Origin of the sequence: Paraburkholderia fungorum, from assembly GCF_003610895.1 — a bacterium.
Lineage (GTDB): Bacteria > Pseudomonadota > Gammaproteobacteria > Burkholderiales > Burkholderiaceae > Paraburkholderia > Paraburkholderia fungorum_B.
Genome location: NZ_MCAS01000002.1, coordinates 24,145 through 50,861 on the forward strand (window position 1 = coordinate 24,145; position 26,717 = coordinate 50,861).

The 26,717-nt window shown below is 61.0% G+C and carries 19 protein-coding genes; 9 read left to right on the forward strand and 10 right to left on the reverse strand.

Annotated features, from left to right (window positions below):
- Nucleotides 1–231: 231 nt before the first annotated feature.
- From BCY88_RS03030 to BCY88_RS03050, 5 genes are all read right to left on the reverse strand, one after another.
- The gene (locus BCY88_RS03030; RefSeq protein ID WP_120342816.1) at nt 232–1,152 is read right to left on the reverse strand and encodes a LysR family transcriptional regulator; all 921 of its coding nucleotides are present in this window, start codon (nt 1,150–1,152) and stop codon (nt 232–234) included.
- A gap of 233 nt (nt 1,153–1,385) precedes the next feature.
- Entirely contained in the window at nt 1,386–2,501 is a 1,116-nt protein-coding gene (locus BCY88_RS03035; protein WP_120342817.1) for a porin, read from the reverse strand.
- 30 nt (nt 2,502–2,531) lie between these two features.
- Nucleotides 2,532–3,905: an MFS transporter gene (locus BCY88_RS03040; protein ID WP_120342818.1), complete on the reverse strand. Its 1,374-nt coding sequence runs from the start codon at nt 3,903–3,905 to the stop codon at nt 2,532–2,534.
- A 369-nt stretch (nt 3,906–4,274) separates the two neighbouring features.
- Nucleotides 4,275–5,672 (reverse strand): aminotransferase family protein, encoded by a 1,398-nt coding sequence (locus tag BCY88_RS03045; RefSeq protein WP_183081258.1) that lies wholly within the window; start codon nt 5,670–5,672, stop codon nt 4,275–4,277.
- Nucleotide 5,673: 1 nt separating this feature from the next.
- Nucleotides 5,674–7,956: a N,N-dimethylformamidase beta subunit family domain-containing protein gene (locus tag BCY88_RS03050; protein ID WP_120342819.1), complete on the reverse strand. Its 2,283-nt coding sequence runs from the start codon at nt 7,954–7,956 to the stop codon at nt 5,674–5,676.
- A gap of 158 nt (nt 7,957–8,114) precedes the next feature.
- On the opposite strand from BCY88_RS03050, the gene BCY88_RS03055 reads away from it, so the two are divergent.
- Entirely contained in the window at nt 8,115–9,017 is a 903-nt protein-coding gene (locus BCY88_RS03055; protein WP_120342820.1) for a LysR substrate-binding domain-containing protein, read from the forward strand.
- Nucleotides 9,014–9,940: a LysR family transcriptional regulator gene (locus tag BCY88_RS03060; RefSeq protein ID WP_120342821.1), complete on the forward strand. Its 927-nt coding sequence runs from the start codon at nt 9,014–9,016 to the stop codon at nt 9,938–9,940. Before BCY88_RS03055 ends, BCY88_RS03060 begins: the two co-directional genes overlap by 4 nt.
- Nucleotides 9,941–9,986: 46 nt before the next feature.
- On the opposite strand, the gene BCY88_RS03065 is transcribed toward BCY88_RS03060, so the two are convergent.
- Nucleotides 9,987–12,233: a sensor histidine kinase gene (locus BCY88_RS03065; protein WP_259461219.1), complete on the reverse strand. Its 2,247-nt coding sequence runs from the start codon at nt 12,231–12,233 to the stop codon at nt 9,987–9,989.
- Between the two features lie 70 nt (nt 12,234–12,303).
- Nucleotides 12,304–13,113: a response regulator transcription factor gene (locus BCY88_RS03070; protein WP_120342823.1), complete on the reverse strand. Its 810-nt coding sequence runs from the start codon at nt 13,111–13,113 to the stop codon at nt 12,304–12,306.
- Nucleotides 13,114–13,483: 370 nt separating this feature from the next.
- Between BCY88_RS03070 and BCY88_RS03075 the strand changes: the two genes are divergently transcribed.
- Entirely contained in the window at nt 13,484–15,451 is a 1,968-nt protein-coding gene (locus BCY88_RS03075; RefSeq protein ID WP_120342824.1) for a YadA family autotransporter adhesin, read from the forward strand.
- 163 nt (nt 15,452–15,614) lie between these two features.
- On the opposite strand, the gene BCY88_RS03080 is transcribed toward BCY88_RS03075, so the two are convergent.
- A complete protein-coding gene (locus BCY88_RS03080; protein WP_120342825.1) occupies nt 15,615–16,298 on the reverse strand; it encodes a glutathione S-transferase in 684 nt (227 codons plus the stop codon).
- A 146-nt stretch (nt 16,299–16,444) separates the two neighbouring features.
- Between BCY88_RS03080 and BCY88_RS03085 the strand changes: the two genes are divergently transcribed.
- A complete protein-coding gene (locus BCY88_RS03085; protein WP_120342826.1) occupies nt 16,445–17,020 on the forward strand; it encodes a TetR/AcrR family transcriptional regulator in 576 nt (191 codons plus the stop codon).
- A gap of 242 nt (nt 17,021–17,262) precedes the next feature.
- On the opposite strand, the gene BCY88_RS39775 is transcribed toward BCY88_RS03085, so the two are convergent.
- A complete protein-coding gene (locus BCY88_RS39775) occupies nt 17,263–17,415 on the reverse strand; it encodes a hypothetical protein (RefSeq protein WP_183081259.1) in 153 nt (50 codons plus the stop codon).
- A 678-nt stretch (nt 17,416–18,093) separates the two neighbouring features.
- Between BCY88_RS39775 and BCY88_RS03090 the strand changes: the two genes are divergently transcribed.
- From BCY88_RS03090 to BCY88_RS03105, 4 genes are read left to right on the forward strand one after another with little or no spacing between them, the layout of a single operon-like run.
- Nucleotides 18,094–19,725 (forward strand): ShlB/FhaC/HecB family hemolysin secretion/activation protein, encoded by a 1,632-nt coding sequence (locus tag BCY88_RS03090; RefSeq protein ID WP_259461220.1) that lies wholly within the window; start codon nt 18,094–18,096, stop codon nt 19,723–19,725.
- A gap of 25 nt (nt 19,726–19,750) precedes the next feature.
- Entirely contained in the window at nt 19,751–23,338 is a 3,588-nt protein-coding gene (locus tag BCY88_RS03095; protein ID WP_183081260.1) for a beta strand repeat-containing protein, read from the forward strand.
- A gap of 10 nt (nt 23,339–23,348) precedes the next feature.
- Nucleotides 23,349–24,113, forward strand: a complete 765-nt coding sequence (locus BCY88_RS03100; RefSeq protein ID WP_120342829.1) for a FecR family protein — start codon at nt 23,349–23,351, stop codon at nt 24,111–24,113.
- Between the two features lie 54 nt (nt 24,114–24,167).
- A complete protein-coding gene (locus tag BCY88_RS03105) occupies nt 24,168–24,845 on the forward strand; it encodes a hypothetical protein (RefSeq protein WP_220669648.1) in 678 nt (225 codons plus the stop codon).
- 106 nt (nt 24,846–24,951) lie between these two features.
- On the opposite strand, the gene BCY88_RS03110 is transcribed toward BCY88_RS03105, so the two are convergent.
- A complete protein-coding gene (locus BCY88_RS03110; protein WP_120342831.1) occupies nt 24,952–25,407 on the reverse strand; it encodes a hypothetical protein in 456 nt (151 codons plus the stop codon).
- Nucleotides 25,408–25,756: 349 nt separating this feature from the next.
- Between BCY88_RS03110 and BCY88_RS03115 the strand changes: the two genes are divergently transcribed.
- Entirely contained in the window at nt 25,757–26,620 is an 864-nt protein-coding gene (locus BCY88_RS03115) for an alpha/beta fold hydrolase (RefSeq protein WP_120342832.1), read from the forward strand.
- The last annotated feature ends 97 nt before the right edge of the window (nt 26,621–26,717 follow it).

A 26,717-nucleotide genomic window follows, 5' to 3' on the forward strand; every position in this document is an offset into this window, starting at 1 on the left:
CGCGGCGGTGGCGATCTGGAAACGATCAGCTGCCAGGCGAGCAGTTTCTGGGCGCACGGCCGGAGCGCAAGGTTTCCGGGAATGCGTTGTTGTGCATGCCAGTCTGTCGCGGCGACGCGAATCCGTCCATAAAGCGGGTTTTGTGCGGTGTATCGGTTTTACCGATACACCGGATGCCGGGTGCGCAGAGGGAGGTGGCCAGGCAGGCCCTGGCCGGTGCTTTCGCGCGATTTAGCCAGCGACGCCGGTACCCGCCGGCGATTCAAGGAAGAGTTCAGTCAGCGTGGAGCGCATCCAGCGATGCGCCGAATCCTGATGAAACTGTTCGTGCCAGTGCTGTTTGATCTGGTAAGTCGGCACGTCGAACGGCAGGTCGAAGGCGCGGGTTGTGCCGTCGCGTTCGAGCATGTCGGCAAAATGCCGCGGCACGGTAGCGACCAGATCGGTTTGGGCCACGATGTTGGCGAGGCCGAGATAGCTCGGCACTTCGAGCACCACGTTACGCTCCAGCGACTTCTGTCGCAGCGTGCGGTCGATCACCGAATGCCCGGTGCCGGAGGTCGTGACGACGACATGCCCTTCGCCAAGGAATGCGTCGAGCGACGGTTCGCGCGCGAGACGCGGATGACCGGGTGCGGCGATGCCGACGTAATGCTGATTGAAGAGTTTCTGCTGGTAAAAGCCGGCATCGAGTTGCGGCATGAAACCGACTGCCAGATCGGTCTCGCCGGTTTCCAGCAGTCCGGCAGTGTCCTCGTCGATATGAATCACGCGGATGCGTACGCCGGGCGCGACCGTGCGCAGCCGGTTCAGCAGCGCGGGCAGCAATACGATCTGGCTGAGGTCGCTCATCGCCAGCCGGAAGACCCGCTTTGCGGTCAGGGGATCGAAGCTTTGACGCAGTTTCGACAGCGCGTCGAACGATGCGAGCAGGACCACCGCTTGCCGGTGCAGTTCATTGGCGAAGCCGGTCGCCTCCAGTCCTTGCGACGCACGCACGAACAGCGGGTCCTGATAGTGATCACGAAGCCGCGCGAGATTGGACGACACGGTCGGCTGTGAAAGCCCGAGATTCAGGGCGGCCAGGGAGACGCTTCGCGTCGCATGGATCTCGGCGAAAATCTGCAGGAGCCTAACGTCGATGTCGGTCATCAATGCTCTTTTCCGTTTGAAAGCCACCGACCAGCCGGCACTCGAACTGTGCGAGCAACTCGCACGTCACCGTATGGCAGGCGAACGGATGATGCTAGCCCAGCGCCAGCACGCCTGGCCGGGGCGCCCCCTCGCAGTGACGATTCGAGGCGCGCGCTGCCCAATACGATACCGCATCAATGCATCTACCGGTATCAGCCTGTCCTGGAGCGAGCGCGGCCGCAAGGAACGGCTTAAAAGAGCGTACGCAGACCGAGCGTGGCGCCTGTCTGGCTGGCCCGTCCGCCGAAGCTGCCCACGGGATTGTTGGGGTCGGTCACGGAAGCGCCGTTCAGGACGTTGCGGTCGAGTTCGGCGTAGACGTCGGTTCGTTTCGACAGGTGATAGTCGACGAGTGCGACGAGCGTCTTGATCTTGCCGCCTTCGTTGCCCGCGACGCCGGTCACGTTGTCGAACATCAGACTTACCCCTGCGCTCAGCGCGGGAGTCACGCGATAGTTGACGCCGATATCCACGTAGGAATCGCGACGGCTCGCGGTCTGCGTATTGGCGCCGGCCGCGGTATTGACATTGGACAGCATGCTCGTGTTGGCGAGCGGCGATCCCGCCGCGGAGCCCACCGTAAACCCGGCGTCGCGCCGGGAGTAGATATAGAGCCCGTACATCGCGACCGGCCCGAGCGTATAGTTCGCACCGCCGCCGAACACGTTCGCGTGCCGGTCCGCTGCGTCGCTCGATCGTTGCGCAACCGCGCCGGCGGCAAAACCGTTGCCGTTGTAGGAGAGCGCGACGGCATCGGTCGAGCCCGCCTGAAAATCGCCCGCCTGGCCGCCGAACGAATGCTGCAATTGCAGAGAAAAGCCGTCGCGCGAAATCGAATACTTCATGGAATTGTCCAGCCTCACGCCAAAGAAGCGCGTTTGCCAGGCTTCCTGCAGATAGTTGGGGAAGTTGAAGGTGTCGTAGTTTGAGAGCTGCCAGAACGGCAGGCTGTACATGCGGCCCATCTGCAAGGCGCCGTAGGTCGGATTATCGATGCCGACCCAGGCCTGACGGCCGAATAGCTGTCCTTGCTGGTCGAATGTGCCGGTAGTCGGAAGGAAGCCGTTCTCGAGCACGAACTTTACGGCGGTGCCGCCGCCGATGTCTTCGCTGCCTTTTAGCCCGAAGCGGCTTCCCATCAGCGCCCCCGATCCCAGTGCCCAACTGGTCGCGCTTTTCGCGGTGGCGGCGTTGGTGGTATAGCGCAGGCCCGTGTCGATCGCGCCGTACAGCGTGACGGACGATTGGGCGCTTGCAATGCCGCAAGCAAGCATGCCGGGAATCAGTGCAATGGTCGTGATTTTCATGGCGTTACCTGGGAAATGTCGATTGAAGGCTTAGTGGGTGCAATTGTTGACATGGGGCGCGTCGGCGGCATCGTTGCGGTTTCTCGGCGCAACGAAAGGCGAAGCGGATAGTGCCGTTGCGCCAGGCGGCCGCTTGCCGCTCTGCGCGCGGCAGTACCGCAAGGCGCTCAGACTGACGAGCGCGCCAAACGCGACGTAGTAGGCGGGCGACAGGTTGTCGCCGGTCTTGCCGATCAGCCAGGTGACGATGAACGGCGCGAAGCCGCCGAAGATCGTCACGGCCAGGCTGTAGCTGACGGACAGGCCGGTTGTGCGGGAGGCGGTTGGAAAGAGACGCCCCATCAACGCTGGCACCGGTGCGAAATAGGCGGCGAGACCGATCCCGAGCACGAACTGCATCACGACAAGACGCGTCACGCTGGGCGCGGCGTCGATAAAGACAAGGGCCGGATAGATGCCGAGGCCCACAAGGAGCCCGCCAGGCGCCATCACGCGCGCCGCGCCGATGCGGTCCGCCAAGGCGCCGAAGCAGGGTGCCAGCACGAACTGCACGAGCCCGGCGGCCATCACGGAGTAGTAGGCGAGCGACGGCGTCAGATGCAACTGGCGGATCGCGTAAGTCGGCATGTACAGCAGCAGGACGTATGAGCCGATCGTCGACAGTACGATCAGACCGGTGGCAGGCACAAGACCGCCAAGACCGCTGGCGAACCTCGGCGCCGCACCGGCAAGCTTTTGCACCTCGGCGACGAACTGCGGGGTTTCCTCGACCTTGCGGCGGATGTAGAAGCCCACCGGTCCGATCAGCGCGCCGAACAGGAACGGCACGCGCCAGCCCCAGGAGAGTTGCGCGTCGGCAGGCAGAAGGGTGACCAGCATGCCGAACAGTGCCGCGAGCACCGCGGTCAAACCCTGGCTCGCGACTTGCCAGCTCGCATAGAAGCCGCGCTCGCTCTCGGGGGTGTGTTCGAGCAGGAAGGTGGTCGAGCTGCCGAACTCGCCGCCTGCCGAAAAGCCCTGGATCACGCGCGATACAACGATCACGAATGTCGCCCACGGGCCGATCGACGCATACGTCGGCGCGAATGCGATGGCCAGGGTGCCGGCCGTCATCATCAGCATCGACAGCGATAGCGCTGCCTTGCGGCCGGCACGGTCGGCATAGATGCCAAGCACGACCGCGCCGATCGGCCGGACGAAGAACGATACGCCGAAGGTCGCAACCGTCATCAGCAGCGAGGTCAGCTCGTCCTTGGCCGGGAAAAAAAGCTTCGAAATGGTGATCGCAAGAAAGCCGAACACAATGATGTCGAACCATTCGAGTGCGTTGCCGATCGTGGCAGAGATCACCGCATGCCGGCGGCGCGCCGCCGGCGTATGGGTGCCTTGAAGCGAAGAATTCATGGGCGAGTCCCTGGGTCGTAGAGTGAAGGCCGGCCGTGCTTGAAGAGGCCACGTGTCACGGCACAGGGCGAACAGTAGAAAGACAAAATTGCGTGCGCGACGCGCTTTACCGATTAGTTGATATTCGCGAAACGAATATCTGCAAAAAAGCGCTGGTTGGCGCAGCCTTGACGGCAGATAGGCAAACGCGAGGCGGGCGTGTGGCGTGCGCTTACGCCTGCCGGTAGATCGCAAACCGAACGAAAAAAGCCGCGTCGCCCGGAGGCGGCGCGGCTCAATGTCGAGGCCGGAAGAAGATAGTGTGCGGTTCGCACACGGACTGCGCGACCGGCGTGAACGCCATACCTTGAAGGCGTGCCGATCTTTACGTCACGCGAGCAGGCCTTCGCGATCGAGATCGCGTTCAAAGTCGGCAAGCGAACGTTCGAGCCGTGCGATCAGTTCATCGATCTGTGGCTCCGTCACGATCAGCGGCGGCGCGATCAGCTGAATGTCGCCGAACTGACCACGATTGGCGCGCCGGTTGTAAAGCGCGATACCGTGCGCGAGGCCGTAATTCGTGAGCCGGGCGGGCGCATTCATGGCCACCGGCAACTGCCGTTTCGTGACGGGGTCGGCGACGAGTTCGAGGGCCATCAACAGTCCCTTGCCGCGCACGTCACCGATCAACCGGCAGCGCTGCTGCAGGCCGCGTAATTGTGCATCGAGATAGGTGCCCATCCGCGCCGCCCGCTCGACGAGTTGCTGCTCGACCACTTCGTCGAGTACGGCAGCGGCGACCGCGCACGAGAACGGATTCGAGAAATACGTATGGCCGTGCACGAAACCGCCCTGGTCCGCAATCGTCTCGACGATGCGGTTCGGTGCAAGTACCGCGCCAAACGGCGTATAGCCCGCCGCGAGCCCCTTGGCCAGCGTGACAATATCAGGCCGCGAACCCTCCCAATGCTGCGAAGAGAGGAACGCGCCGCTGCGCCCCGCGCCACTCATGATTTCATCGTGAATGAGAAGGATACCGTAGCGATCGCAGATTTCCCGAACCGACCGGTAGTACGACGGCGGCGACACGAGCGCGCCGCTCGATAAGCCGCCGATCGGCTCGATGATGAAAGCCAGCACGGTTTGCGGCCCTTCCTCGAGAATCTTCTCTTCCAGCGCCCGGGCACAGGTCGCCACGTGATCGGCGGCGCTCACACCCGGTGGCAGCCGGTAGGTCATTGGCGCGGGGATTTTCGGCATGGTCCTGTACATCGGGCCATAGATGGACTCAGTGAACGAATCGCCGGTCACCGCCATCGCGCCCATCGTCGAACCGTGGTAGCTCGGGTCGCGCGAGATGACCTTGTAACGCGTGGCTTCGCCGCGCGCTACCGCATACTGCCGCGCGAGCTTGAGCGCCGATTCGTTTGCTTCGGAGCCGCCCGACACGAAAAAGGCCCGCTCGAAACCTTCCCCCGCGAGGCCGGTCAGGCGATCGGCGAGACGCACGTTGTGTTCGCTTTCGAAGAAGCGTGGATAGGCGAACGTGACGCGCTGTGCCTGTTCAATCATCGCCGCGACGACGCGCGGATTCGAATGGCCGAGGTTGCTGACGACCGCGCCGGAGGTGGCGTCGAGAAACTGCTCGCCGCTCTCGTCATAAAGGTAGATGCCTTCGCCGCGTGCGACGCGTGGCGGGCGTGCCGCGCCCTTCGGCAAATAGAAGCTCATTACGCTGCCGCCGTGCGGCGTATCGCCAACGAGACGGGCGGGACATTGTTCGGACATATCAGTTGACCTCGGTGTGGGCGACGGCAGGCACGGCGTGAGCTTGTGCGCCGCGGTCGGGTGAAAAGCGGATAAGCACGTTTCGCAGCAGCGTACTCACGTCGTTGCGATAGTCGTTGTGCGAAAGCGCACCGCAGAACGTGATCGAACCGACCGAGAACACCGCGCCTCCATGGCCGGTTTCGTAATAGACGATCTCGGATCGAATCAGCGTGTCGGGTGTTTTCCGCGCACGCGTTGCCGTGTGCGACAGCAGGGCGTCGAGCGCCGGTCCAAAGGCGGCACTGTGGCCTTCGGAGCGGGCGAGGATGGTGACATTGGCCGGAGTGCCGTCGGCCGCTTCGGTCGAATCCAGTTCGAAGCCGGCCGCGCCGCCGCCGGACAGTCCATAGCCGCCGAACAGCGGACCCGCGATGTCTTTGAGCAGCGAGCCGCCGGGCTGGCTGCGCGCGGCGTCGAGCACGCGGTAATGCGATCCCTCGAACGGTCCCTGCGAACTGAAACCGACGCCGACCAGCTGCTGGGGCGTTCGCGCGCTGCTGCGCCACAGTCCGCCGTATTCACCATCGAGCGCGTGAAAGTACTCGCCGGATTCGGCCGCCCACGCGCGCACGCCGCCTTCGGTGCGCCGCACCTCGAGCGCGCCCGGCACGCGCGCCGAGCGGCCGACGCGCCAGTAGAAACCGTTGCCGCCCAGATAAGCCAGGTTGCCGCCGCTGCGCTTGTAGCCGGCTAAGGCGTCGAGCGTCGCGGCCGTGTGGTACTCGGGGTGCGTGCCCGTGAGCACCGCAGCATACGGTTCGAGCAGCGCGGCGCCGAAGCGCTCCAGATCGTCGTCCGTGACCACGTCGAATGAAAAGCCTTCGTGCTCGAGCCAGTCGAGCAGGTGCGAGTCCGCGATGTAATGGCGGCAACCGGAGCCGTGCGAATCGTCGAATGTGAGGAAACCCGGACGCATCGTCAGCATCGGACGCAGGCGTGACGAGAACATCACGCCGCTGCCGTCCGAATGCAGGTTGTAGGTCGCGAGACCGACTTCCGGATGGTCGTCGGGATTGTGCGGATACGCGCCCCATCGCCCGACCTTGTCGCGCAGTGCCGCGTCGAAGTTGCCGCGTGCGTAGTTCGCATACGCCTGATACGTGTAGGTTGCCGCGACGAATACGAGCGGGGCGCCCGGCCGGCCCAGTTCGGGGCGAACGTAGAAGGGCAGATAGTCCGTGGCGCCGTCGACGCTCAGCCGCATTGCGTAGGCACCGCTTTTCAGCGTCGCGGGCACGGTGAACGCAAAATCGGTCGACCAGCCGGCGTCATGCAGATCGTCGTCATGGAAATGGATGGCGGCATAGTGGGCCGGCGCCGTGCGCCAGCAGCGCTCACGCCCGTTCCACGCGCTGCTGCGCACCGCACGCGTCGGCAGGTTCTGGAGCGTGCCATGGCGTGCATGCGGCGTCGTGTCGGCGATCTCCAACGTGTCGATGCCACGTGCGAAATCCCACGCGGCGTAAAGCGCATCTGCGCCGAAGTCGCTGGCACGCGGCGCTGCGTATTCGACTGTAGCGGCAAGCCTGGCGGGTGAGGGCAGCGCATCGGCGACAAATGGCGCTTCGATCTGGCCGTTGAAATGCGCGTGCCGGTCAGCACCGTCTTCGAGTGTGCCGATCAGCAGATCCACGCTGTCAGCGTGGTGCGGTGTGAGCCAGCCAGCGCCGAGCATTTGCCGCGTTCGGCACCGCACCGGCTCAGCGATGCTGCCGTCGACTTCGGTGACGCCTACCTCGATCCGGTTCGATGCGGTATCGATCGCGAACCAGACGTCATACCATCGGACGTCGAGTCGTGCCGCGCATAGCACGCGCACAGGCGCTTCGCCCGGACCGGCGCCAAGCCTCAGCTCGATACCTCGCTCGCTCACCAGCAGCGCGAAACCCGTGTGGCGTGCCGTGTTCCATTGCGACATCACGCACTGGTCGGCGCGGGCGAGCGCAGTTGGCCGGATGCGCGCGCCGGCCACGAGCCCGGCTGCGGAGCCCGCTGCCGGCACGCCGCTCACGCGCGCGAAAGAACCTGGCAGTAACGGCTTGTCGAGCGACGCGAAAGTACCCGCAAACACTTGGCCGAGCGGCTCGAAGCGCATGCCGGGGCCGGCGGGATTGGGATCGGCGTGAATCACGCGCACCAGTTCGGCGGTAAAAGGGTGCGGCGACTTGCTGGAGACCTTGAATTCGACGGTTTCGCCGGGTCCGGCCGAAAGAACGTCGCTGTATCCGGTGATCGTGATCATGCTTGGCTGGTTACCTCGAGGCGCGGCGCTGACGCGCGCGCAGGGTGGATTGAGCGGAGTGGGCGGCGGCCGTGTCGTCATGAAACGGCTTCGAGTGCAGTCTAGGTCCGGGTTATTTTTTCCACTACGCCGCAGGCGTTTGATCGTATATTCGTGTCATGAATATCAACGATATCGACCTGAACCTGCTGCGGATCCTCGATGCGGTGTACAGCGAGCGCAGCGTGAGCCGGGCGGCAGTCAGGCTCAATCTGTCCCAGCCGCGGGTCAGCAACGCGCTGGTCACGTTGCGTGCGCTGCTGGAGGACCGCCTGTTCGTCCGGACCGGCAGCGGTGTGGCGCCCACTGAACTGATGACCGTGCTGGCGCCGCGTATCCGCGAAGCGCTGACCTTGCTCGAAGGTTGCCTCGTGCAGCGTTTCGGCTTCGAGCCGGGCGCCGCGCAGCGTACCTTCCGCCTGCACATGAGCGACAGCATCGAGATCGTTGCGGTGCCGTCGCTGCGGCAACGCGTCGAGGAGTTGGCGCCTCGCGTGCGGCTCGAGACGACGCAGATCCCGACGCAGCGTATCCCGCAGGCGCTGCAAGCCGGCGAAATCGACTTCGCGATAGGCAGCTATGGTGTGCTCGGAGACGACATCGTGCGTGAGCACCTGTTCAACGACCCGTTTGTGTTGCTTGTCGCCCGTTCACACGCGCTGCCGCGCAACCCGTCGCGCGAGGCGCTGCAGCAGACGCGCTATGTGGTGGCCGGCGAATCGCCGGACGTCGAACAACTGATGGCGGACCTTGGCCTGACGAGGCAGATCAGCGTGCGTACGTCGTTCTATCTGTCGGTGCCCGCCTTGCTGCACGGCGGCGACCTGGCCGTGTGGCTGCCGCACAGCGTTGCGCGAGCGATCGTCGCGTTCGGCAAATACCGGATTGTCACGCCGCCGATCCAGCAACGCGCGGTTGCGGTCAATCTGTTTCGGCACCCGCGCGCGGCGCTCGACCCCGCGTTGATGTGGATGAGTGGACTTGTGCGCACTTCGCTGAACAGTTCGCGGGAGGCACGATGAACCGGCGCGCACAGACCAGCGAGGCGCGCATCGATCTCGCACTGCTCGAAGTGCTGGACGCCGTCTACGTAGAACGCAACATTGGCCGCGCGGCGCTGCGTCTCGACGTTTCGCAGCCGGTCGTAAGCGGCGCGCTTACGCGTCTGCGTCTACTGCTCAAGGATCAGCTGTTCAGGCGCTGTCCCGGTGGTGTCGAACCCACCGAGCTGGTGAACCTGATCGCGCCGGCCATTCACCGCTCGCTAAGCGAAATTCATGACACGCTGCAGGAAGCCGGCACATTCGTGCCCGAGCAATCGGATCGCACCTTCGTGATCAGCATGAGCGACAGCGGCGAACTTTCGTTCCTGCCCACCTTGCACCGGCATCTAGCAACGATCGCGCCCAATCTGCGGCTTCGGTCGGTCAAGATTCCGCTAGGCGAACTCGCAAGCGCGCTCGAAACCAACGCCGTGCATATCGCGCTAGGGCAATTGCCCGACATGGGTGTCGAGTTCGAACGCGCGCATTTGTTCGATCAGGACTATGTGCTCGTGATGGGCGAGCATCATCCGCTTGCGGGTCAAACGATCACGCGGGAATTGTTGGCGCAGTTCGAGTTCGTGCTGGTGGGGCGTTTTCCGGACGTCGAGCAACTGATCGCCGAACAGGGTCTAACCGGCCAGGTTCGACTGCGGGTCGCGCATTACCTCGCAGTCCCAATGATCCTTTCTACGAGCAATCTCGCTGTATGGCTGCCGCGCAGCCTGATCGCACCGCTTGCCTTGCTTGGACGTTATCGCGCCAGCAGCGTCGCCACGTTGGAGCGAAATTTTTCACTGAGCGCGGTACGGCATCGGCGCAGCGCCAGGGACCCGGGCGCGCAATGGTTCTGGGAGCAGGTGACGCAGTTGATTTCTGGCGTCGACCGGGAGCGGGGTTAAGTGAGGCACGGGATCCGGACTTGATCGCTCCGCCCGGCACGATCGTCTAAAGAGCAGGGGTCGCCGTCTCGCGTGATGGTAGCGCCAGAGTCTCCACACCCACGAAATCCAGCGTTTCGATACAAAGCCGTATTTCAGCCAGAAACGCTGCGCTTGAAGGGTGAATCCCGATCATGTTGTCGATCCACTGCTCTATGTCAGTCAGGCGACCATCCCGAGCAAGCGCGGCCAGTTTGCGGCGCTCGCTCTCGGGAAGGACGGTTGCCGCGAAGCGGTGCTTGCGTCGTGAGTGCCCTGGCGCAGAGCTATAAGACGAATACCGTACACGGTTCGAAGGCGAAGCCTCCACATCCTGCGCAACAGGAATGGCGAGTTCGAAGGAAAAAGAAGTACCACGATGCGGTGCGCTTGAAACGCGCAAATCGCCGCCCATCGTGGTGACAATACGCTGTGCAATGACAAGACCAAGCCCCGTGCTGCTGTTCACGGACTGTATCTGGCGAAACGCCGTAACGAGTTTCGACTGATCTGCAATCTCGATACCGCTGCCCGTATCCGCGACTTCAAAACCCATGTGCCATCGATCTTCCGCCAGGCGCGCTCTTACCGTCATCATGACGACGCCGTCACGGGTGAACTTGGACGCGTTCGACAGCAGATTGAGCAAAACCTGTTGAAGCCGGCGGCCGTCGATCGTCAATCGACGGGGCAAGGACGTCAGGGCCTGGTAGCTGAACTGGTTGTTCAACTGCGAGCAGAGCGTGAGCGCGTATTCGGCAATGTCGTCGAGAAGTGCGGGCAAGTCCGTTGCGACTGGAACGATATCCAACGGCTGCATTTCGGTTTTCGCGTAGCCAACCAGCTCGTCGATCAGGCCGAGTTGATAATTCACGCTGCGCTCGATTGCCTGGATAGGACCCACCTGTTTCGAGTCGGCCAGCGCCAGCAACTGCCTGGCATAACCCGTAATCGTGGCAAGCGGCGCACGGAGATCGTGACTGACATAGCCGAGCGTTTCGATCAGTTGCTGGTTTTTCTGTTCGGCGTAAAGCAATGCTTCGTTCAGGTCCAACGTGCGCTGCGCAACCTGCTCGCGTAAGCGTTCGTGTTCGGTTCGTTGCCAATCCGCAAGTTCGGTCCTTGCCGCTATTCGCTGTTTTCCGACGTGGTTTATCCATGCCGCAAGCACGATAAGATTGGTGGCCAACCCAATAATTGCAACGACGGGGTTCGGATGAATGTCGGACTTCAGCCATGCGAGCGCCGCCGGCAAAGATCCGAGCGTTTCGAGGATACGCAGCGCAAAGTTGAACAGCGAGAAGATCATGGTGAGCAGCATGATCCGCGCGGTGGGTGTCGACTGACGCGAGAGCCGTGCAGCGATGACGACCGTGACGACACCGAACAGGGCATTCACATACAGGCCCATCTGCGCGAAAACGAACAGATTGCCGAATGCGGCCCCCGCAGCTGCGATGCACTCGAGTAATGCAAATCCAAGCATTACGTAGCGCGCGGGCAGATTGGCCTTTTCGCTGTGAGAGATGCGCAAGACGAAGACGATGAATAGCAGGACGGCAATACATCCAAGCACCGTCACACTTCTGGCACTCCATTCGGTTGCGAGCGGCCATAGATATATCTTCGTATAGCCGCGATCCGCCGCCTCGAATAGAGCGGTCATGGCGCAAAGAGCCGCGAGGACGAGAAACGAGCCGCTGCGGGAAAAGTAGGCGATGAGCAATGCGCACCAGGCGAGTGCCAACGTTCCGCCGGTCAATCCGCCGTTCCAGAGTGCCGCCCGTTTCTCCAGCGCGTCATATGCCGCAGCCGAATACAGTTCTGGTTCGAGCGTGAGTGCGGTATTGCTGGATACCCGGATGAGGAAAAGAAGCTGCTCGCCAGGCGCCAGCGTGAAGTCTGCCAGCGGATAGCGGGACGACGATGACCGCGATGGCAGGTCGGCGGGACCGGCGCCCTCATGTGTCCAATGACCGCTGCGTCCGGCGTAAAAGTCTACATTCTGCAGACGCGCGTCCAGCAGCGCGAGAACGAGCGGGACGGCCGTTGAACTCTCATTGCTCACTGCCACACGCAGCCACCATGCTGAGCGGGTGAAACCGGGCTTCTGTTTATCCCGCTGCATGGGAAGGAAACCTCGCGGGTTTCCGGCGGGCAGCGCGAGAACGTCGTCTAACCCCATCTTGCCTGAGACATCTTCGAATGCCTGCACCTGGCTCAAGGTGGGAACCCGTTGAGCCTGTTTATCCGTCGTGTCGACATCGACGGCCAATGCCTGGGTTGTCCACCAGATCAGACATAGAAACAGCAAGCGGTACCACCTGGCTGTCGTCAAGATGGCGTTACTCTGCATCGACGGCGAACTCCTGCGTGTCAGTCGGTTCCGAGCCGCGCTGTTCCTCCCGGTAGGTTGACGGCGTCATCTGGAATCGCTCGCGAAACGCCGTGGCGAAATTCGCCGCACTGGAAAAACCAATCTCTTCGGCGATGTTGGCGATACTCAAAGGCGTGTGCCGCAGCAGCTTCTGTGCAATCCGCAAGCGTTCGTCGCGAAGATACTCGAATACTGTCTGGCCAAGATCCTCCCGGAACGCGCGCGACAGTCGTTTTTCATTGGTCCCCACGAGACGCGCGAGTTGTTCGACCGTAGGCGGGTTGTTCAGGTTTTGCGACAAATGCCGGATGGCTGCGCGAACGATGACGCTATTGCCGGCGAAGTCCGAAACGGATGGCTCGTCTGCGACGTACCGATTGCCATGCGTCCGGGCGAGATGAACGCGAATCCGTGCAAGTACCTCGTCCGGCTCGAACGGCTTCACCACGTAGTCCACGCCGCCGATCTCCAGACCGTTGATCCGATCGTGAAGGTCCCCGGCCACCGTGAGAAAGATGACCGGAATCGCAGCGGTGCGAGGGTCCGCGGCAAGCAGCCGGCAGGCGGCGAATCCATCTATGCGCGGCATGCGCACGTCCATCAGGATCAGATCGGGTGAAATCGCCAGCGCGCGTTGATAGGCCTGTGACCCGTCGAAGCCGACGCTGATCCTGCATCCAGCGTTGCGCACCAGATCAATCAGCAAGCGAAGCTGATCGGGCTGGTCGTCTATCAGAAGAAGATGGGCGTCCGTAAGGACGCTGTTTCGGGGTGACATCGTGTAGGCGAAAGGAACTGACCGGTGACGTTCGGATTAACGGCCGCGGATTGCGCAGCTTGAGCCTCGCGGTAATTCGTGGAAATCGGTCGCCAGCTTAATGCCGCGAAGCCTATCAGATTGTTAATTCAGTTTAAATCGAGCGGTTTGCGCACCGATTGCAAAAGAAATTCCCCTCCAGCAAAGCATTTCGTCCCTCTGGCAAAACAACTCCCGCAATAACGCTGCCAATAATTCCCCGCGGTATTACACAAAGTTGCTGATTCTTTCGCTTCGTAAGACATCCGTGCCGTCACTCCCACGGCACAGCGTGACGGAGACCAGACATGAATCCCTTTATTGACTATCAGACAAGTGAGAGCGGAACGTAATGAATAAGAGCCGATATAAGTTGGTTTGGAATCGTCGAATTGGCGCGCTGGTCGCGGCGGCTGAAACGCAGCGCGGCGTGCAGGGCAAAGTAGGGCAGGCGGAAATGGGCCGTGGCGGTAGTCCCCTGAGGTCGAAAGTTGCTCTCGCTGTACTCACGGCGCTCACGCTCTCGGCTGGATATGCACATGCAGATAACCTGGCAGTCGGCGGCGAGGTCGGCGCAACGACTGCAACGATAGGAGGTGCTACGGCTCCGTCCGCGAGTACAGGTGGGACCAATCCCGCTGTGGCCGGCGACGCGAGCAACACCAGTCAGAATACGGCGGTCGGGATCAAGGTCATCGCTAATGGCGGAGCTGCAACCGCTCTGGGTGATACGGCAACTGCGAGCGGCCAGAATGCCACGGCAGTTGGTGCAAATTCGGTCGCAACCGGCAGCCAGGCAGTAGCTTTCGGCGGTGGGTCGAGCGCGGCGAATCTTAACTCAACCGCGATTGGCGCTCAGGCACACACTACCGCGGAGTTCTCCACGGCGGTCGGCACCAATAGTGCAGCCGCTGGCGGAACGGCGGTGGGTTTTCAGGCGAACGCGAGCGCGGTTGATGCCACGTCCGTAGGTGTGGATTCCGTTGCATCCGGGATTGGTAGTGTTGCAGTTTCCCGCGCACAGGCAACTGCCCAGAACGCAATCGCTATTGGTGAGAATGCCTCGGCAGTTAATGTGAATTCCGTAGCGGTAGGCGCCGGGTCGAACGCAAGCGGCAACAGCGCAATGGCAGTGGGCCTTGCCGCAACGGCGAGCGGCGGTAGCGCGGTAGCGCTGGGTAACGCCAGCGTGGCGAGCGGGGGATCGGCCATTGCAGTTGGTCAGTCGTCAACCGCATCGTCAAACACGTCCGTTGCGGTTGGTTTCGGGGCGAATGCCGCATCGGCCAATGCGATTGCGCTGGGTTCTGTCGCACAGGCTACGGGCGTAAATTCAATCGCGATTGGTAACGCAGCCGTGGCTTCGACCGCTGAATCGACGGCGCTCGGTTCCGGCGCAGTCACGCGCGCGGCAACGAACGTAAGTAGCGTCACGCTGAACGGCGTCACCTTCGGAGGCTTCGCGGGCGCAACACCGACCGGCGTCGTGAGTATCGGTGCGGTCGGTCAGGAACATCAGTTGCAGAATGTCGCCGCCGGTCAAATCAGCGCCACCAGCACGGACGCAGTGAACGGCTCGCAGCTTTTCTCGATCGCTTCGCAGGTTTCGGCACTCTCGACCAATCTGGCGTCAATCACCACCACGGTCGACAAGATTTCGACATCCGGCTCGAATGGCACGGTCACCGACGCTACCGACACCGCCGTGGGTAAAAATTCGACGGTGTCGGCATCGAACGGAACCGCTGTCGGCAACGGTTCGAACGTTTCGGCTGCAAATGGTACGGCAATCGGTGTGAACTCGACTGCCACGGCGACGGGTGCAACCGCCATTGGTTCGAACTCCAAAGTCACCGGCGCGGATTCCACGGCAATCGGCACCAACAGCCAGGCCAGCGCGAATAATTCGGTTGCCCTGGGTGCAAATTCAGTTGCAGACCGGGACAACACGGTTTCGGTTGGTGCGCCGGGTGCTGAGCGTCAGATTACCAACGTGGCAGACGGTACGGCTCCGACCGACGCAGTCAACGTCCGGCAGTTGAATAGCGCAGTCAACAGCGTTCGCGATGATCTGCAGAGATATCGCCGTGACGCGAGCGCCGGCACGGCGTCCGCAATCGCCATGGCGAATTTGCCGCAAGCGGTGTTGCCGGGTGAAAAGGTCGTTTCACTTGCCGCGGGCAACTACGACGGGCAGTCCGCCATGGCGCTGGGTCTGTCGGTCGCGACGCAAAAGTGGATGGTGAAAGGCTCGATCACCACGGCCGTTTCGGGTCACGGTTCCGTCGGCGCAGGCGCAGGTGTTGGCTATCGCTGGTAAGTTAGTTGTGTGGATCCCGCTGCGGCTGCACTTATGTTGCAGCGGGAACGACCTCGCGCACGGATCGCGACGCTTCGATATCCAGACAGCAATACCTGCTCGTGGTGAACGGGGGAGGGTCGGCGCTGAATCTGCATGCGAGGTCCCGCTCAATGCTGCGATTTCAAACGAACGCCGGCTGGTTCCTGACGCTCGGGCGTTCCCGCATTCTCGTGTACCAGGCTAGCAGAGCTTCGCACTCCTCAGGCACGGGCAGCTTTACGATCGACGCAAAGACCAGGCCGCCAATGAGCGTGATGTCGGCCATCGAGAAGTTATCCCCAGCGACAAACGGCTGCTTCTTCAGAACGTCATTGAAGTAGCGCATGCCCCTCAGAGCTTTGTCGCGCTGACGAAAGCCCCATTCGGCGTTCTGATAGAGCTCGACGTCCGGTCCAAGTCCTGGCGTGGCATGGTGGAAATAGACACTGATGGCATCGAGCAACTCCAGCTCGACGCGCTTGCTCATCATATGGATCACGCCCTTTTCAAGCGGTGTCCTGCCGGTCAGCGTGGGGACGCCATCGAGCGCATCGAGGTATTCGGTAATGGCGGTGCATTCGGCGATGCAGGTTCCGTCCTTGAGTTCGAGGACCGGCAGCGTGCCCGAGTAGTTTTTCCCGGCGATGAACCCGGGCCTTTTGTGCTCCCCCTCGTAAAGATCGACCATCACGAACTCGACACGCGATTGCAGATTTTTCTCCGCGAGCGCGATACGGACGCGTGTCGGATAAGGCCCTTTGGGGAAATCGTAAATCGTCATGAACGGGAGAGTGCTTACGTCGAAATTGATGCTGCTGGAAGTCATGCTTGCCTCTCTGTGCCATCTGTTACAAGGGGTCGGATGATATGGGGAGATATCGTCCACGAAACTACCTAACGATCGTTAGGTTAACAATAGAGGCTATACTCCCCTGTGTCAAACAGTCATTCCAGTTTGCGGAGGCGGTAGTAGTGAAGAACGATTCAGGCTTGAGTTCCAGGGAGCGAATCCTGGCGGCTGCCACAAAGATTGCGCAGGCCCACGGCTATGGCGGCCTGAATTATCGTGATCTCGCTGAAGATGTCGGGATCAAGGCTGCGAGCATCTATCATCACTTCGCAAGCAAAGCCGATCTCGGCGCAGCGGTGGCGAGGCGTTATTGGGAAAACTCGGCAGCTACGCTGGATGCGCTTTTGGCCGAATCGGCGGATCCGATCGACTGCCTGCGCCACTATCCCGAGACGTTTCGCAAGGCCCTTGAGAGCGGCAATCGCATATGCCTCTGCAGCTTCATGGCCGCGGAATCCGATGACCTGCCGGAGGCGGTGACGAAAGAGGTCCAGACCTTTGCGGATGTGAATGTTGCGTGGCTGAGTAAGGTGCTGTCCGCCGCGGCCGTGGTCAGCTCGGAAAATAGCGAGCAGCGTGCTCGCGCCATCTTCGCGGCCGTCGCTGGCGCTCAACTCATTGCCAGGAGCCGCTCGGATATTTCTCTTTACGACGGGTTAATTGAGAGCTATCGCGTTGCCGGTCTTCTGCCGGCATAGTTGCAGGGAGAAAATCGGTTCATGTCGGTGGCGCGTCGGCATGACGAGCACCGGTGGCCTGCGTACCGCGATAGCGCAGGGCAGTGGCGCAATCATCTCAAGAAGGCGCAGCGATTAAAGGAAGGGCGGACAACTCGTGCCCGGACTCGGGCTTGGCCGCCCTCATGAAAGCGCCATAGCGAGCAAGCGTGACCTATCCGGGATCGACCTAGCGGAAGCCGTAGACCAGGACCTTCTTCCCCTCAAATCTTTCCTGCGCAGCCTGCTCGCAATACGGTGGACACGTTATGCCGGTTCGAGCATAGACCGCCAGGGCCGCCGGCCTGCGCGGCGTCACTGAGCGAGAGAAATGCAACGGCGGTTGCCGACAGAATGGCTAAATGCCTGATGTTCATGATTATCTCCTTGTCACCGAATCAGCCGCGCAGCATCACGGCGCGCAGAGGCCTGGTGCCTGGCGGGATGAGGCGCCTGATTCAAACCAATGAAATTGAAAATCGCTGCAGTGCTTCCTCACTGCCGCCTGTTGCGGAAACAGGCGATAAGAGAACGAGGAACCGTCGATGCGGTCCACTGTTCCCAGGTAGGGCGTGAGAAAACCTCGGTGTTGGCTTATGTAGTAAATGGCGAAACGCTTCACCAGGCAGTCGTTTTTCGCCTGGTGTCGGCAGCCACGTGCAGAAGGAGATGCACGAAAGTCCGCGCAAAGGTGACTTCGTGGGTCAGCCACGCTCTAAGGTCGCGTGGTAAAAATCAGCGTAATCCACGATATTCCCGGCTGCCAGATGAATATCGGACAAAAGGCAGGTGCATTCGGAATCGTGGGTGGCGCCATGCTCTGGCTCACATGCAGTTTTTTAGACCGGTCTCTCTCAAGTAGCGCTTCACATTGCCGATAACAAGGTTGAATGGGCGTTACGAAAATGCAGTTGCAGCGCGCAGCAAGGCCGGTACGCAGCGTACGCACGTACGCACCGGCAAAGGGAGACCCCTATAACAACTCGAGACGACGGATGCCATGCAACGCCTGGCATCCGGTTATCGTCCCGGAAAAAAGACGGACATAAAAATTAATGAAGCGACGTCTGATGCAATGCCTCTCGGGGATGGCATTAATCGCTGCAGCCGCAAGTGCGTTTGCCGATGACGGTTTCACCATCACGCGTTTCGAGGTGGAGGGGAACAGCCTGCTGCCGGCCGACGAGGTGCAACGGCTGCTGCAACCGATGAGCGGACCACACCGCGTCTACGGCGACATCCAGCACGCGCTCGAAGCGCTCGAAAATGCCTACCGCAAAGCGGGCTACACCGCGGTGCAGGTCTATGTGCCCGAGCAGGAATTGACCAGCGGCGTCGTCAGGCTCCAGGTGAGCGAAAACCGCATTGGCAAGATTACCGTCACCGGCAACCAGCATTACAGTGAAAAGAATGTCCTCGCCGCGCTGCCGCAACTGCAGAGCGGCCAGTCGCCGAACCTGCGCGCAATCTCCGAGTCGGTGCAACTGAGCAACGACAACCCGGCCAAGCAGGTTGCCGTAACGCTGGCGAGCGGCAGCGATCCCGGCACGGTCGACGCCGAAGTCAAAGTGGTGGACGAAAATCCGCTGCACGTCTTCGCGACGATCGACAACACCGGCGCAGCCTCCACCGGCCGCTGGCGCACCGGCGTCGCCATTCAGGACGCCAATCTGTTCGGCCTCGATCAGGTCGGCACGCTGGCGTACACGACATCCCCCGATAGCCCGAGCGGCGTGAGGGTCAACGTCTACTCGCTCGGTTATCGGATTCCGCTGTACCGCCTCGGCGACAGCCTCGATTTCATCTACGGCAAGTCCAGCATCAACACACCAAGCTCTTCGCCGACGCTTGGCGGTCTGCTCGGCCTGACCGGCAAGGGCGACATCTACGGTTTCCGCTGGAACCACTTCTTCGCCCGCCGCGGCGAGACCACCAGCAAGCTGATATTCGGCTTCGACTACAAGAAAATCGATTCGACCTGTAACGTCAACGGCGTTCAGTTGAGCACCGCGGGACCGACTCCGCCCGTAGCGTCCTGCGTGCCGTACACCACGATGCCGTTCAGCCTGACATACAGCAGCCAGACGCTGGGCGTCGGACAAAGCATCGATTACGACATCGGTCTCTCGCGCAACGTGGCGACCGGCTCGCAATACACCAACATCGACGGCCGCACCGATCGGTATTCGTACCTGACGCCCGGCAGCCGCGATACCGTCGACGGCTTCATGATTCTGCGCGGCGACGCTTCGATCATCAGGAGCTTTGCCAATGACTGGCAGTGGCGTGTCGCAAGCTCCATGCAAGCCACCAGGAACCCATTGGTGTCGTCGGAACAGTTCAGTCTGGTTGGCATATACGCTGTGCGCGGTTTTACCGAGCGCGCGGTGACTGCAGACAGCGGCGTGTTCGTCAACGCCGAGATCTATACGCCTCCACTCGTCAGCAAGGGCAACCTGCGCCTGCTGGCCTTCCTCGACTTCGGGTATGGCCACAACAGTAATGTCGGCAGCAGCGGCATTCCGGCCAACCTGAACGTATCGAGCGTGGGAGTCGGCGCACGTTATGTCCTGGGTCGCAACGTCAACATCAGGTTCGACGTCGCACGAGTCGACGCGGCCGGCAATTCACTCACCGAGAAGCGCGGAGACTTCCACGCCGACGTCAGCGCAAGCCTGGGCTTTTGATATGACAAATCGAAATCAAGCGAATATGCGAACGACCTTCTCGCCGTTGCGCATGTCGGCGATGGCTGTCGCGGCCATTCTCATGACGTGGAATATTCCGTCCATGGCGGCAGCGCCTGCGGCAAACGCTCTGCCGACTGGCGGTAAGGTGACGTACGGTGCTGCCACGATCACGCAAAATGGCAATGCGCTCAACATCAACCAGAGCAGCGGTTCAGCGATTGCAAGCTTCGGTACCTTCAGCATCGGCGCCAACGCAGTAGTCAACATCAACCAGCCGGGGGCAGCATCGTCTTTCCTCGTGCGAGTAACCGGTTCGGATCCTTCGCAGATCTACGGGTTGCTCAAGTCCAATGGCGCGGTCGCGCTGATCAATCAGAACGGCATCCTGGTCGGGCCGTCCGGCGTGGTCGACGTGTCGCGGTTCATCGCCAGCACGCTCAACATCAGCGACAGCAATTTTCTGGCGGGGCGGCTGACATTCAATACCGGTGACGTGGCAGGCCGTGTCGAGAATCAGGGCGTCATCAAGACGGCCAGCGGCGGCAGCGTCTACCTGGTCGGTGCCGACGTGAAGAACAGCGGCGTCATCAGCAGTCCGAACGGCGAGGTTCTGCTGGCAGCCGGACAGACCGTGCAGCTCGTCGACACCGGCACGCCAGGTGTGACGGTCAACGTGACCGGCGCCAATGGCAACGTGACCAACCTCGGCAATATCGCAGCGGCAGCCGGCAGCATCGGCGTTGCTGCCGGCCTGATCAACAACAGCGGCACCATCAACGCCAGCAGCGTGGTGAATCAAGGCGGCCGGATCTTCCTGCGTGCCTCGCAAAACCTGACCACGACGTCAAGCTCAAGCATTACGGCCGACGGAGTAACTCAGGGCGGCAATGTCGCGTTGTATTCGGACAAGGTTGCGTATCTGGATGGCGATATCTCGGCGACCGGCCATGCGGGACAGGGCGGCTATGTCGAGACATCGGGCAAGCAGTCGCTCGATGTGGTGAAGCTGCCGACGGTCGGCACGGGCGGCGAGTGGTACATCGATCCGTATTCCCTTGACGTGGTGGCGGGAAGCACCAGCAATGCGTCCACCTCGGAGAACGTGATCACCTCGACAGGTTCGGGCTCCACCATCAGTGCCAGCACGGTGTCGAACGTGCTCAACAGCGGCACCAATGTCGTCCTTGCCACCGGCGCCGATGGCGGGAGCACCGGCGGCGACATCACCGTCAGCGCCGCCATCAACAAGACCGGCGGCTCAGCGGCATCCCTGACCCTGAAGGCCGACGGCAACATCAACATCAACGCCGACATCACCAGCACTTCGGGCGCGCTCGCGCTGAACCTCAACACCAATGCCAACGGGATCGAGAGCGGCACCCACGCGGCGACCGTCAGCAACGCCACTGTCGGCCTCAATGGCGGGGCGCTGACTGTCAGCGACGGCGACGCGTCCGGCAACGGCACTATGGTGCTGGCGAGCGGCGGCTTGCTTGACCTCAGTCACGGCGGCAGCCTGTCCGCCGGCAACCTGACGCTCCAGAGTGGCGGGACGCTGAACGCCAATGCTTCGGCCAACCTTAACGTTGGCGGCACATTGACCAACGGCGGCACGTTGTCGCTAAGCAACTCCGGTATGACCGCCGGTTCGTTCCTCAATACCGGAACGGCCACGTTTGCCAACGTGACGGGATCGGTCAGCAATGTCAGCAACCAGGGCACCCTGTCGATGACATCGGGGAGTGCCCTCAGCGGCGAAACACTCACCAACACCGGCCAACTCGCGTTGGCCAACGCCACGCTGAGTTTCGGCACGTTCACCAACGATACCGGGGGAAACCTGTCCGGTAACGGCACGATCTCGGTCGCGTCGGGCACGGGCGTCCTGCTCAACAACGGCACGATCGCGCCTGGCGGCGACGGCGCGATCGGTTCGTTATCGATCAATGGCGGCTATAGCCAAAGCTCCACCGGCACGCTGCTGATCGACGTCGCCAGCGCCAGCAGCTACGACACGCTGATCTATTCCGCACCGTCTCTCACGCTGGGTGGAACGCTGCAAACGAATTTGCTGGGCGGTTATGTCCCGACGTTGGGGACAAGCTTTGCTGCAATTTCAGGTCCCGTCAGTGGCACCGCGCCTGGTGTATTCCGTCATGTTCTCGGTAACGTGATCGACGGCAGCGGTGGCCTGCAGATGATCAAGCCGGTTTACAACGCATCGGGGCCGGGCTTGTCGCTTGCCATGGCGGGATCGGAGACGCTCACTTATTCGGGCAGCAGCGAGAGTCTGTGGGGCAATACCTATTTCTGGTCGACCGGTTACTTCCCGACAGCTATCGACAACGTCATCGTGGCAGCAGGCGGGCGTTTGTCGCATGGTTACTACGACGGTGTCGATACGGTCAACAGCATCACGTTCAACACGGGTTCCAGTCTGTACCTGTCGGGTGGCACGCTCAATGTGACCAATATCAACGGTAGTGGCAGCGTCGCTGCCGGCGGTGGCGTTCTGGGTTATACGGGCGTCGTCAACCTGGCTGCGCTGTCGCTGACCGACGGGGGAAGCATCGTCGGCACCGGCAGCGGTTCCCAGCTCAATGTCGCCAACAGCTTTGCGCAAAACGGCGGCACGATCTCGACCAACGGCGATATGTCCGCGACGCAAAGCTCCGGCGACCTGGTGGTAGGCGATATCACCGCGCGCAACCTCACGCTGAACGCGGCAAGCGGAGCGATATCCCAGCAGTTTTCGCCACTGCATGTCACGCAACAGTTGAGCACCTCGTCGGCCAATGGCACGACGCTGACCCTTGCCGGCAACAAGATCGCTGGAATTTCCGCCAGTAATGCCACGACCGGCGACATCGCTATCGTCAATCAACTCAATACTACCGACGCCAACGCGGTGAGCGTCAACCACATCAGCAACGCTGGAGGCAACGTCAGCTTGAGCAACACTGGTGCGATGATCGTCGGCGCGGCCGGTGTCAATGCGTCAGGTGGCATCGCGTTGTCGGTCGCCAATACGAGTGCTTCGACCGACAATCTCACCCTTAACGGCGTGCTGACCTCCGCTGCGGGGAACATCAACTCGTCCGCTGGCAACAACATTTCGGTCAATGCGAATGTGGCGACATCGGCGCCGGGGTTGGTCACGTTCACGGCCGTCAACGGTGCCGTGACTTATGCGGCTGGTGTCAGCATTACCGACGCCCACGGCACGGTCGTGCCCGTGGCGACTGTGGCGCCGCCGGTTGTAACTCCACCGGTTGTAACGCCTGTCACGCCTGCCATTCCCACGACGCCTACGACACCTACGCCGCCTGCGACGCCTGATTCTTCGCAGGCGGTGGCGTCCGCTGTGACGCAAGCGGTGACGCCGGTATCGAATGCCGTCGTTCAGACTGTGACGTCGACACCGGCGACCACCACGACTGCCACTTCTTCTACCACATCAACCACTACCAGCACTTCATCGTCCACGGAAACCATGACGGTGGGCGGTGAGCCTGACACGTTCGGCGGCAGCGACACGTCGGCAAACTCGAGCCAGAGCACCCAGACAAGCAGCAGCAAATCCACCACGACCAAACTGTATTGCAGCTGATATCCCGACCATGAAACGAGTCATCAACACAACCCGGTGGCATACCCGCACGATGCTCCGGCTCACGCGGCAAATCCTGTTCCTGCTGGCTACGCTTGGCTGCGGCAGCGTCGCCTGCGCGCAGGCTGTCGGCACGGTGACGCATCTGTCCGGTGTGCTGACGGTGAAACACGCCGACGGCAGCGCTGCGGTGCTGGCGGTCAAGTCGTCGATACTGCAGGGCGACACGTTGGTCACCGAAACAAACACGTATACGCGGGTGAAATTTGTCGACGACGGCGAAATGGTCTTGCGCCCGTCATCGCAGGTGATCGTCAAAAGCTACGTGTACGACGTGGATCACCCGGAGAAAGACAGTGTCGCCATCCAGCTGGTCAACGGTGGCCTGCGCTCCGTAACCGGGCTGATCGGCAAGCGCAACCATGATGCCGTGAGCTTCGAGACGCCGAGGGGCACCATCGGTGTACGTGGCACCAACTTCGGTGCGGTGTTCTGCCAGAGCGATTGCGGCAGCGTACCAACGCCGAACGGAAACATGCCGCAGAACGGTCTGTATGTCGACGTATCGCAGGGCGCCATCGTGCTCTCCAATCCGGCCGGCCAACAGGTCTATCAGACCGGCCAGTTCGGCTATGTCGCCAACCTGAACACCCCGCCGGTAGTGATTCCGCCGACGCAGGGTGTGCCGGTAAAGATGCCGTTGTCGATCAGCAAAAATGCGCCGACGACGGCTACCAATTCGACGGGTGCTAACGTGGATTGCGTGGTGCGGTAAATGCCGTAAAAGTACGTGCATAACCGATGCCAGATCTTTGATAAAGATTGATGCGTGGATGCCGTTAACTATCGTTGGATGCGGGCTCCACGTTCAAAGCAGGTTCATGCAATTCGCGTAGTCAGCCAAATAGACTATCGCGGGACAGCATTGAACCGAGTTCGCTGTATCAAGTTGATTGAATTACTCGACCACACAGTAAAGAGAAGTCAGGACATGCAAAAGGCAAAAAAGGGTTTTCTCCGGGTAGGGGCGATGCTTGCCCTCTCTACGCTCGTGGCGAGCTGCGCGATCGACCCTTCCTCTCCGACGCTATCGGGCCAGAACTTTGCACCCGAGATGACCGGTGCGTTCAATGTGGTGGAAATGAGCGATAGCAGAGCGGGATTTTCTCGCCTGACCACCTCGTTCAGCACTGACGGAACAACCGGCTCACTTGTGTACGACTATTCCAATGGGAAACGCATGGATGTCGAGCTCACTGGTTGCGCATCGTACACACGCCATATTCTGCCTGGTGTAATGCACGACAACGCCACGGTTGAACAGGACATTCATGAGGTCCGTTGCCGATCCACGGGATCTATATGGCGCGTCGCAATGTTTCGGAAGGGGGCGCCTGGAAAGGGTATCACTGCGTCGTTGAAGGCGGCCACGGGCTACGAATTTTCTTTTGATGTCCCCTTTAAATCGACGGTGGCGGTCGAACCCGCCCGGAGCGGCAGTCAATAAAGGAATCCGAACATTCGGAAAGGGCGTCTCTGCCGCGCAACAAGGAAAACGCCGGTCGAGAAACGCCTCACTTCAATTTCGTTCTCCTGTCACTCGTGGCGAGGGGTCAGGCAGTATCGTTGATTAAACCGGTTGTCGTGCCAGCCCCAGTCATCATCTGTACAAGCTCCCCCATGGCGATCTGCAGCGCGGATTCTATGCCTGTCGCTTGACCGGCCAAGGTCATTAGCGCTTCACCCGATGCGCCGCCTGTATCGTTGGCCGACAAATGCGATTCGCGCGCGATTTGCGCGTGCAGTTCGCTTAACTGCCTCTGCAGTTCCTCGATCAATTGCTTCAGCTGCTTGATAGCGGCAGCCTTGGGACCGCTAATTCCTGATGTGTCATTACTCCCAGCCGAGTTCGCTGCAACCGGCGCAGGGCCGCCTGCATTCAGCGGGGCGACTGATGCCGAGGCACTCCTCGACGTTGTTCCGCCAGTCGGGTCATCCGCGGTTGTGGCGCGCGCGGTGGGCGAAGTGGTCTGAACGGTAAGGCTGGATGCAGTCTGCTGAATTTGCATGGCGATGAGCCGCTGACTAGCGGAAGAGAGTAGCCGTAACCATTCTATCGGCTTACGGCGCGATTTCTTTAGCCTTTTGGAGTAAGGGCATAGATCGAGCCGGAACTCGACGCACTCGTTCGATAGGTTTGGCGTATCGAACGCATCCGCTATTCGGAATTTACAGATCTTATTGGCAGATCGAAAGTACCGTCACGCATCCACACGACGTCGTCGGAGCCGCCCAACGGTCTCCTGACACGTTTTCCCATGCTCGATATGCGCAGTTGAAGTTGAGAGCCAGCAAGACCTCAAGACCCATTCGCGATCCTCGCGGCGCCATTGTTATCGATTTCGATCTGGACACTTCATGCCAAGCTTAAAACCCAATGCCGTGCCTGACTCCACCAGCTCAGCGATAAGCTCAGAAAAAGGCGCGGCACTCACGCTAACAACCGTTGATCTGGAAGTGCAGGGCGTTAGTTTAAGGCTGTCCACCATGTTCCGGCCCGGGCATAAGCCGCCGATTTTATTCCTGCACGGCTTCGGATCGACAAAAGAGGACTATGCCGACATTGCCTTGCATCACGAGTTTGACGGGCACGCCGTCATTGCATACGACGCCCCCGGCTGCGGCGCGACGGAATGTGCAGACCTCAAGATGATTTCGATTCCGTTTCTTGTAGAAACGGCACGCCGTCTGCTCGCGCATTTCTCCGTATCCGTCTTCCACGTGGTCGGACACTCGATGGGTGGCCTAACGGCACTGATGCTGGCGGACTCGGAGCCGGATCGCGTACTTGGGTTTGTCGATATCGAAGGCAATGTCACTCCCGAGGACTGTTTCCTGAGCCGCCAGGTCGTAGATTTTCCGAACGATAGCGACGACGTTTTTTTCGAAAAATTTATCGAGAGAACGTGGCACTCAAATCACTACGCGTCTGCTCTTTACGCGGCGGACCTTCGGCACAGAATGAGAGCTGGAGCGGTGAAGGCCATCTTTGCTTCGATGGTCGAGCTGTCGGATCATGGACATCTCATGAGACGTTTCCTGTCGCTTCCCTGCCCAAGAATGTTCATGCACGGGGAGCAAAACGACAGTCTTTCATACCTGCCCAAGCTTAGGGAAAACGGCGTGTCGGTTGCGAGAATTCGTTCTTGTGGTCATTTTCCGATGTACTCAAATCCCGTCGAGATGTGGAGCATGATTTCCAGTTTTTTCAGGTATTCGTAAGGGTAGCCGACGATTCAACCACCACGACACGAGCGGCTTTGCAGACGCACGCTGTTCGCACCGTTCGCTTCATGCCGACACCTTATACGAGTCAAGG

What these genes read in the sequence shown, in the direction of transcription:
- BCY88_RS03095 (WP_183081260.1), top strand. Translation starts at nt 19,751, where the DNA reads ATGCGAACGACCTTCTCGCCGTTGCGCATGTCGGCGATGGCTGTCGCG.
- BCY88_RS03055 (WP_120342820.1), top strand. Translation starts at nt 8,115, where the DNA reads ATGAATATCAACGATATCGACCTGAACCTGCTGCGGATCCTCGATGCG.
- BCY88_RS03090 (WP_259461220.1), top strand. Translation starts at nt 18,094, where the DNA reads ATGAAGCGACGTCTGATGCAATGCCTCTCGGGGATGGCATTAATCGCT.
- BCY88_RS03050 (WP_120342819.1), bottom strand. Translation starts at nt 7,956, where the DNA reads ATGATCACGATCACCGGATACAGCGACGTTCTTTCGGCCGGACCCGGC.
- BCY88_RS03030 (WP_120342816.1), bottom strand. Translation starts at nt 1,152, where the DNA reads ATGACCGACATCGACGTTAGGCTCCTGCAGATTTTCGCCGAGATCCAT.
- BCY88_RS03115 (WP_120342832.1), top strand. Translation starts at nt 25,757, where the DNA reads ATGCCAAGCTTAAAACCCAATGCCGTGCCTGACTCCACCAGCTCAGCG.
- BCY88_RS03080 (WP_120342825.1), bottom strand. Translation starts at nt 16,298, where the DNA reads ATGACTTCCAGCAGCATCAATTTCGACGTAAGCACTCTCCCGTTCATG.
- BCY88_RS03045 (WP_183081258.1), bottom strand. Translation starts at nt 5,672, where the DNA reads ATGTCCGAACAATGTCCCGCCCGTCTCGTTGGCGATACGCCGCACGGC.
- BCY88_RS39775 (WP_183081259.1), bottom strand. Translation starts at nt 17,415, where the DNA reads ATGAACATCAGGCATTTAGCCATTCTGTCGGCAACCGCCGTTGCATTT.
- BCY88_RS03060 (WP_120342821.1), top strand. Translation starts at nt 9,014, where the DNA reads ATGAACCGGCGCGCACAGACCAGCGAGGCGCGCATCGATCTCGCACTG.
- BCY88_RS03100 (WP_120342829.1), top strand. Translation starts at nt 23,349, where the DNA reads ATGAAACGAGTCATCAACACAACCCGGTGGCATACCCGCACGATGCTC.
- BCY88_RS03110 (WP_120342831.1), bottom strand. Translation starts at nt 25,407, where the DNA reads ATGCAAATTCAGCAGACTGCATCCAGCCTTACCGTTCAGACCACTTCG.
- BCY88_RS03070 (WP_120342823.1), bottom strand. Translation starts at nt 13,113, where the DNA reads ATGTCACCCCGAAACAGCGTCCTTACGGACGCCCATCTTCTTCTGATA.
- BCY88_RS03035 (WP_120342817.1), bottom strand. Translation starts at nt 2,501, where the DNA reads ATGAAAATCACGACCATTGCACTGATTCCCGGCATGCTTGCTTGCGGC.
- BCY88_RS03040 (WP_120342818.1), bottom strand. Translation starts at nt 3,905, where the DNA reads ATGAATTCTTCGCTTCAAGGCACCCATACGCCGGCGGCGCGCCGCCGG.
- BCY88_RS03075 (WP_120342824.1), top strand. Translation starts at nt 13,484, where the DNA reads ATGAATAAGAGCCGATATAAGTTGGTTTGGAATCGTCGAATTGGCGCG.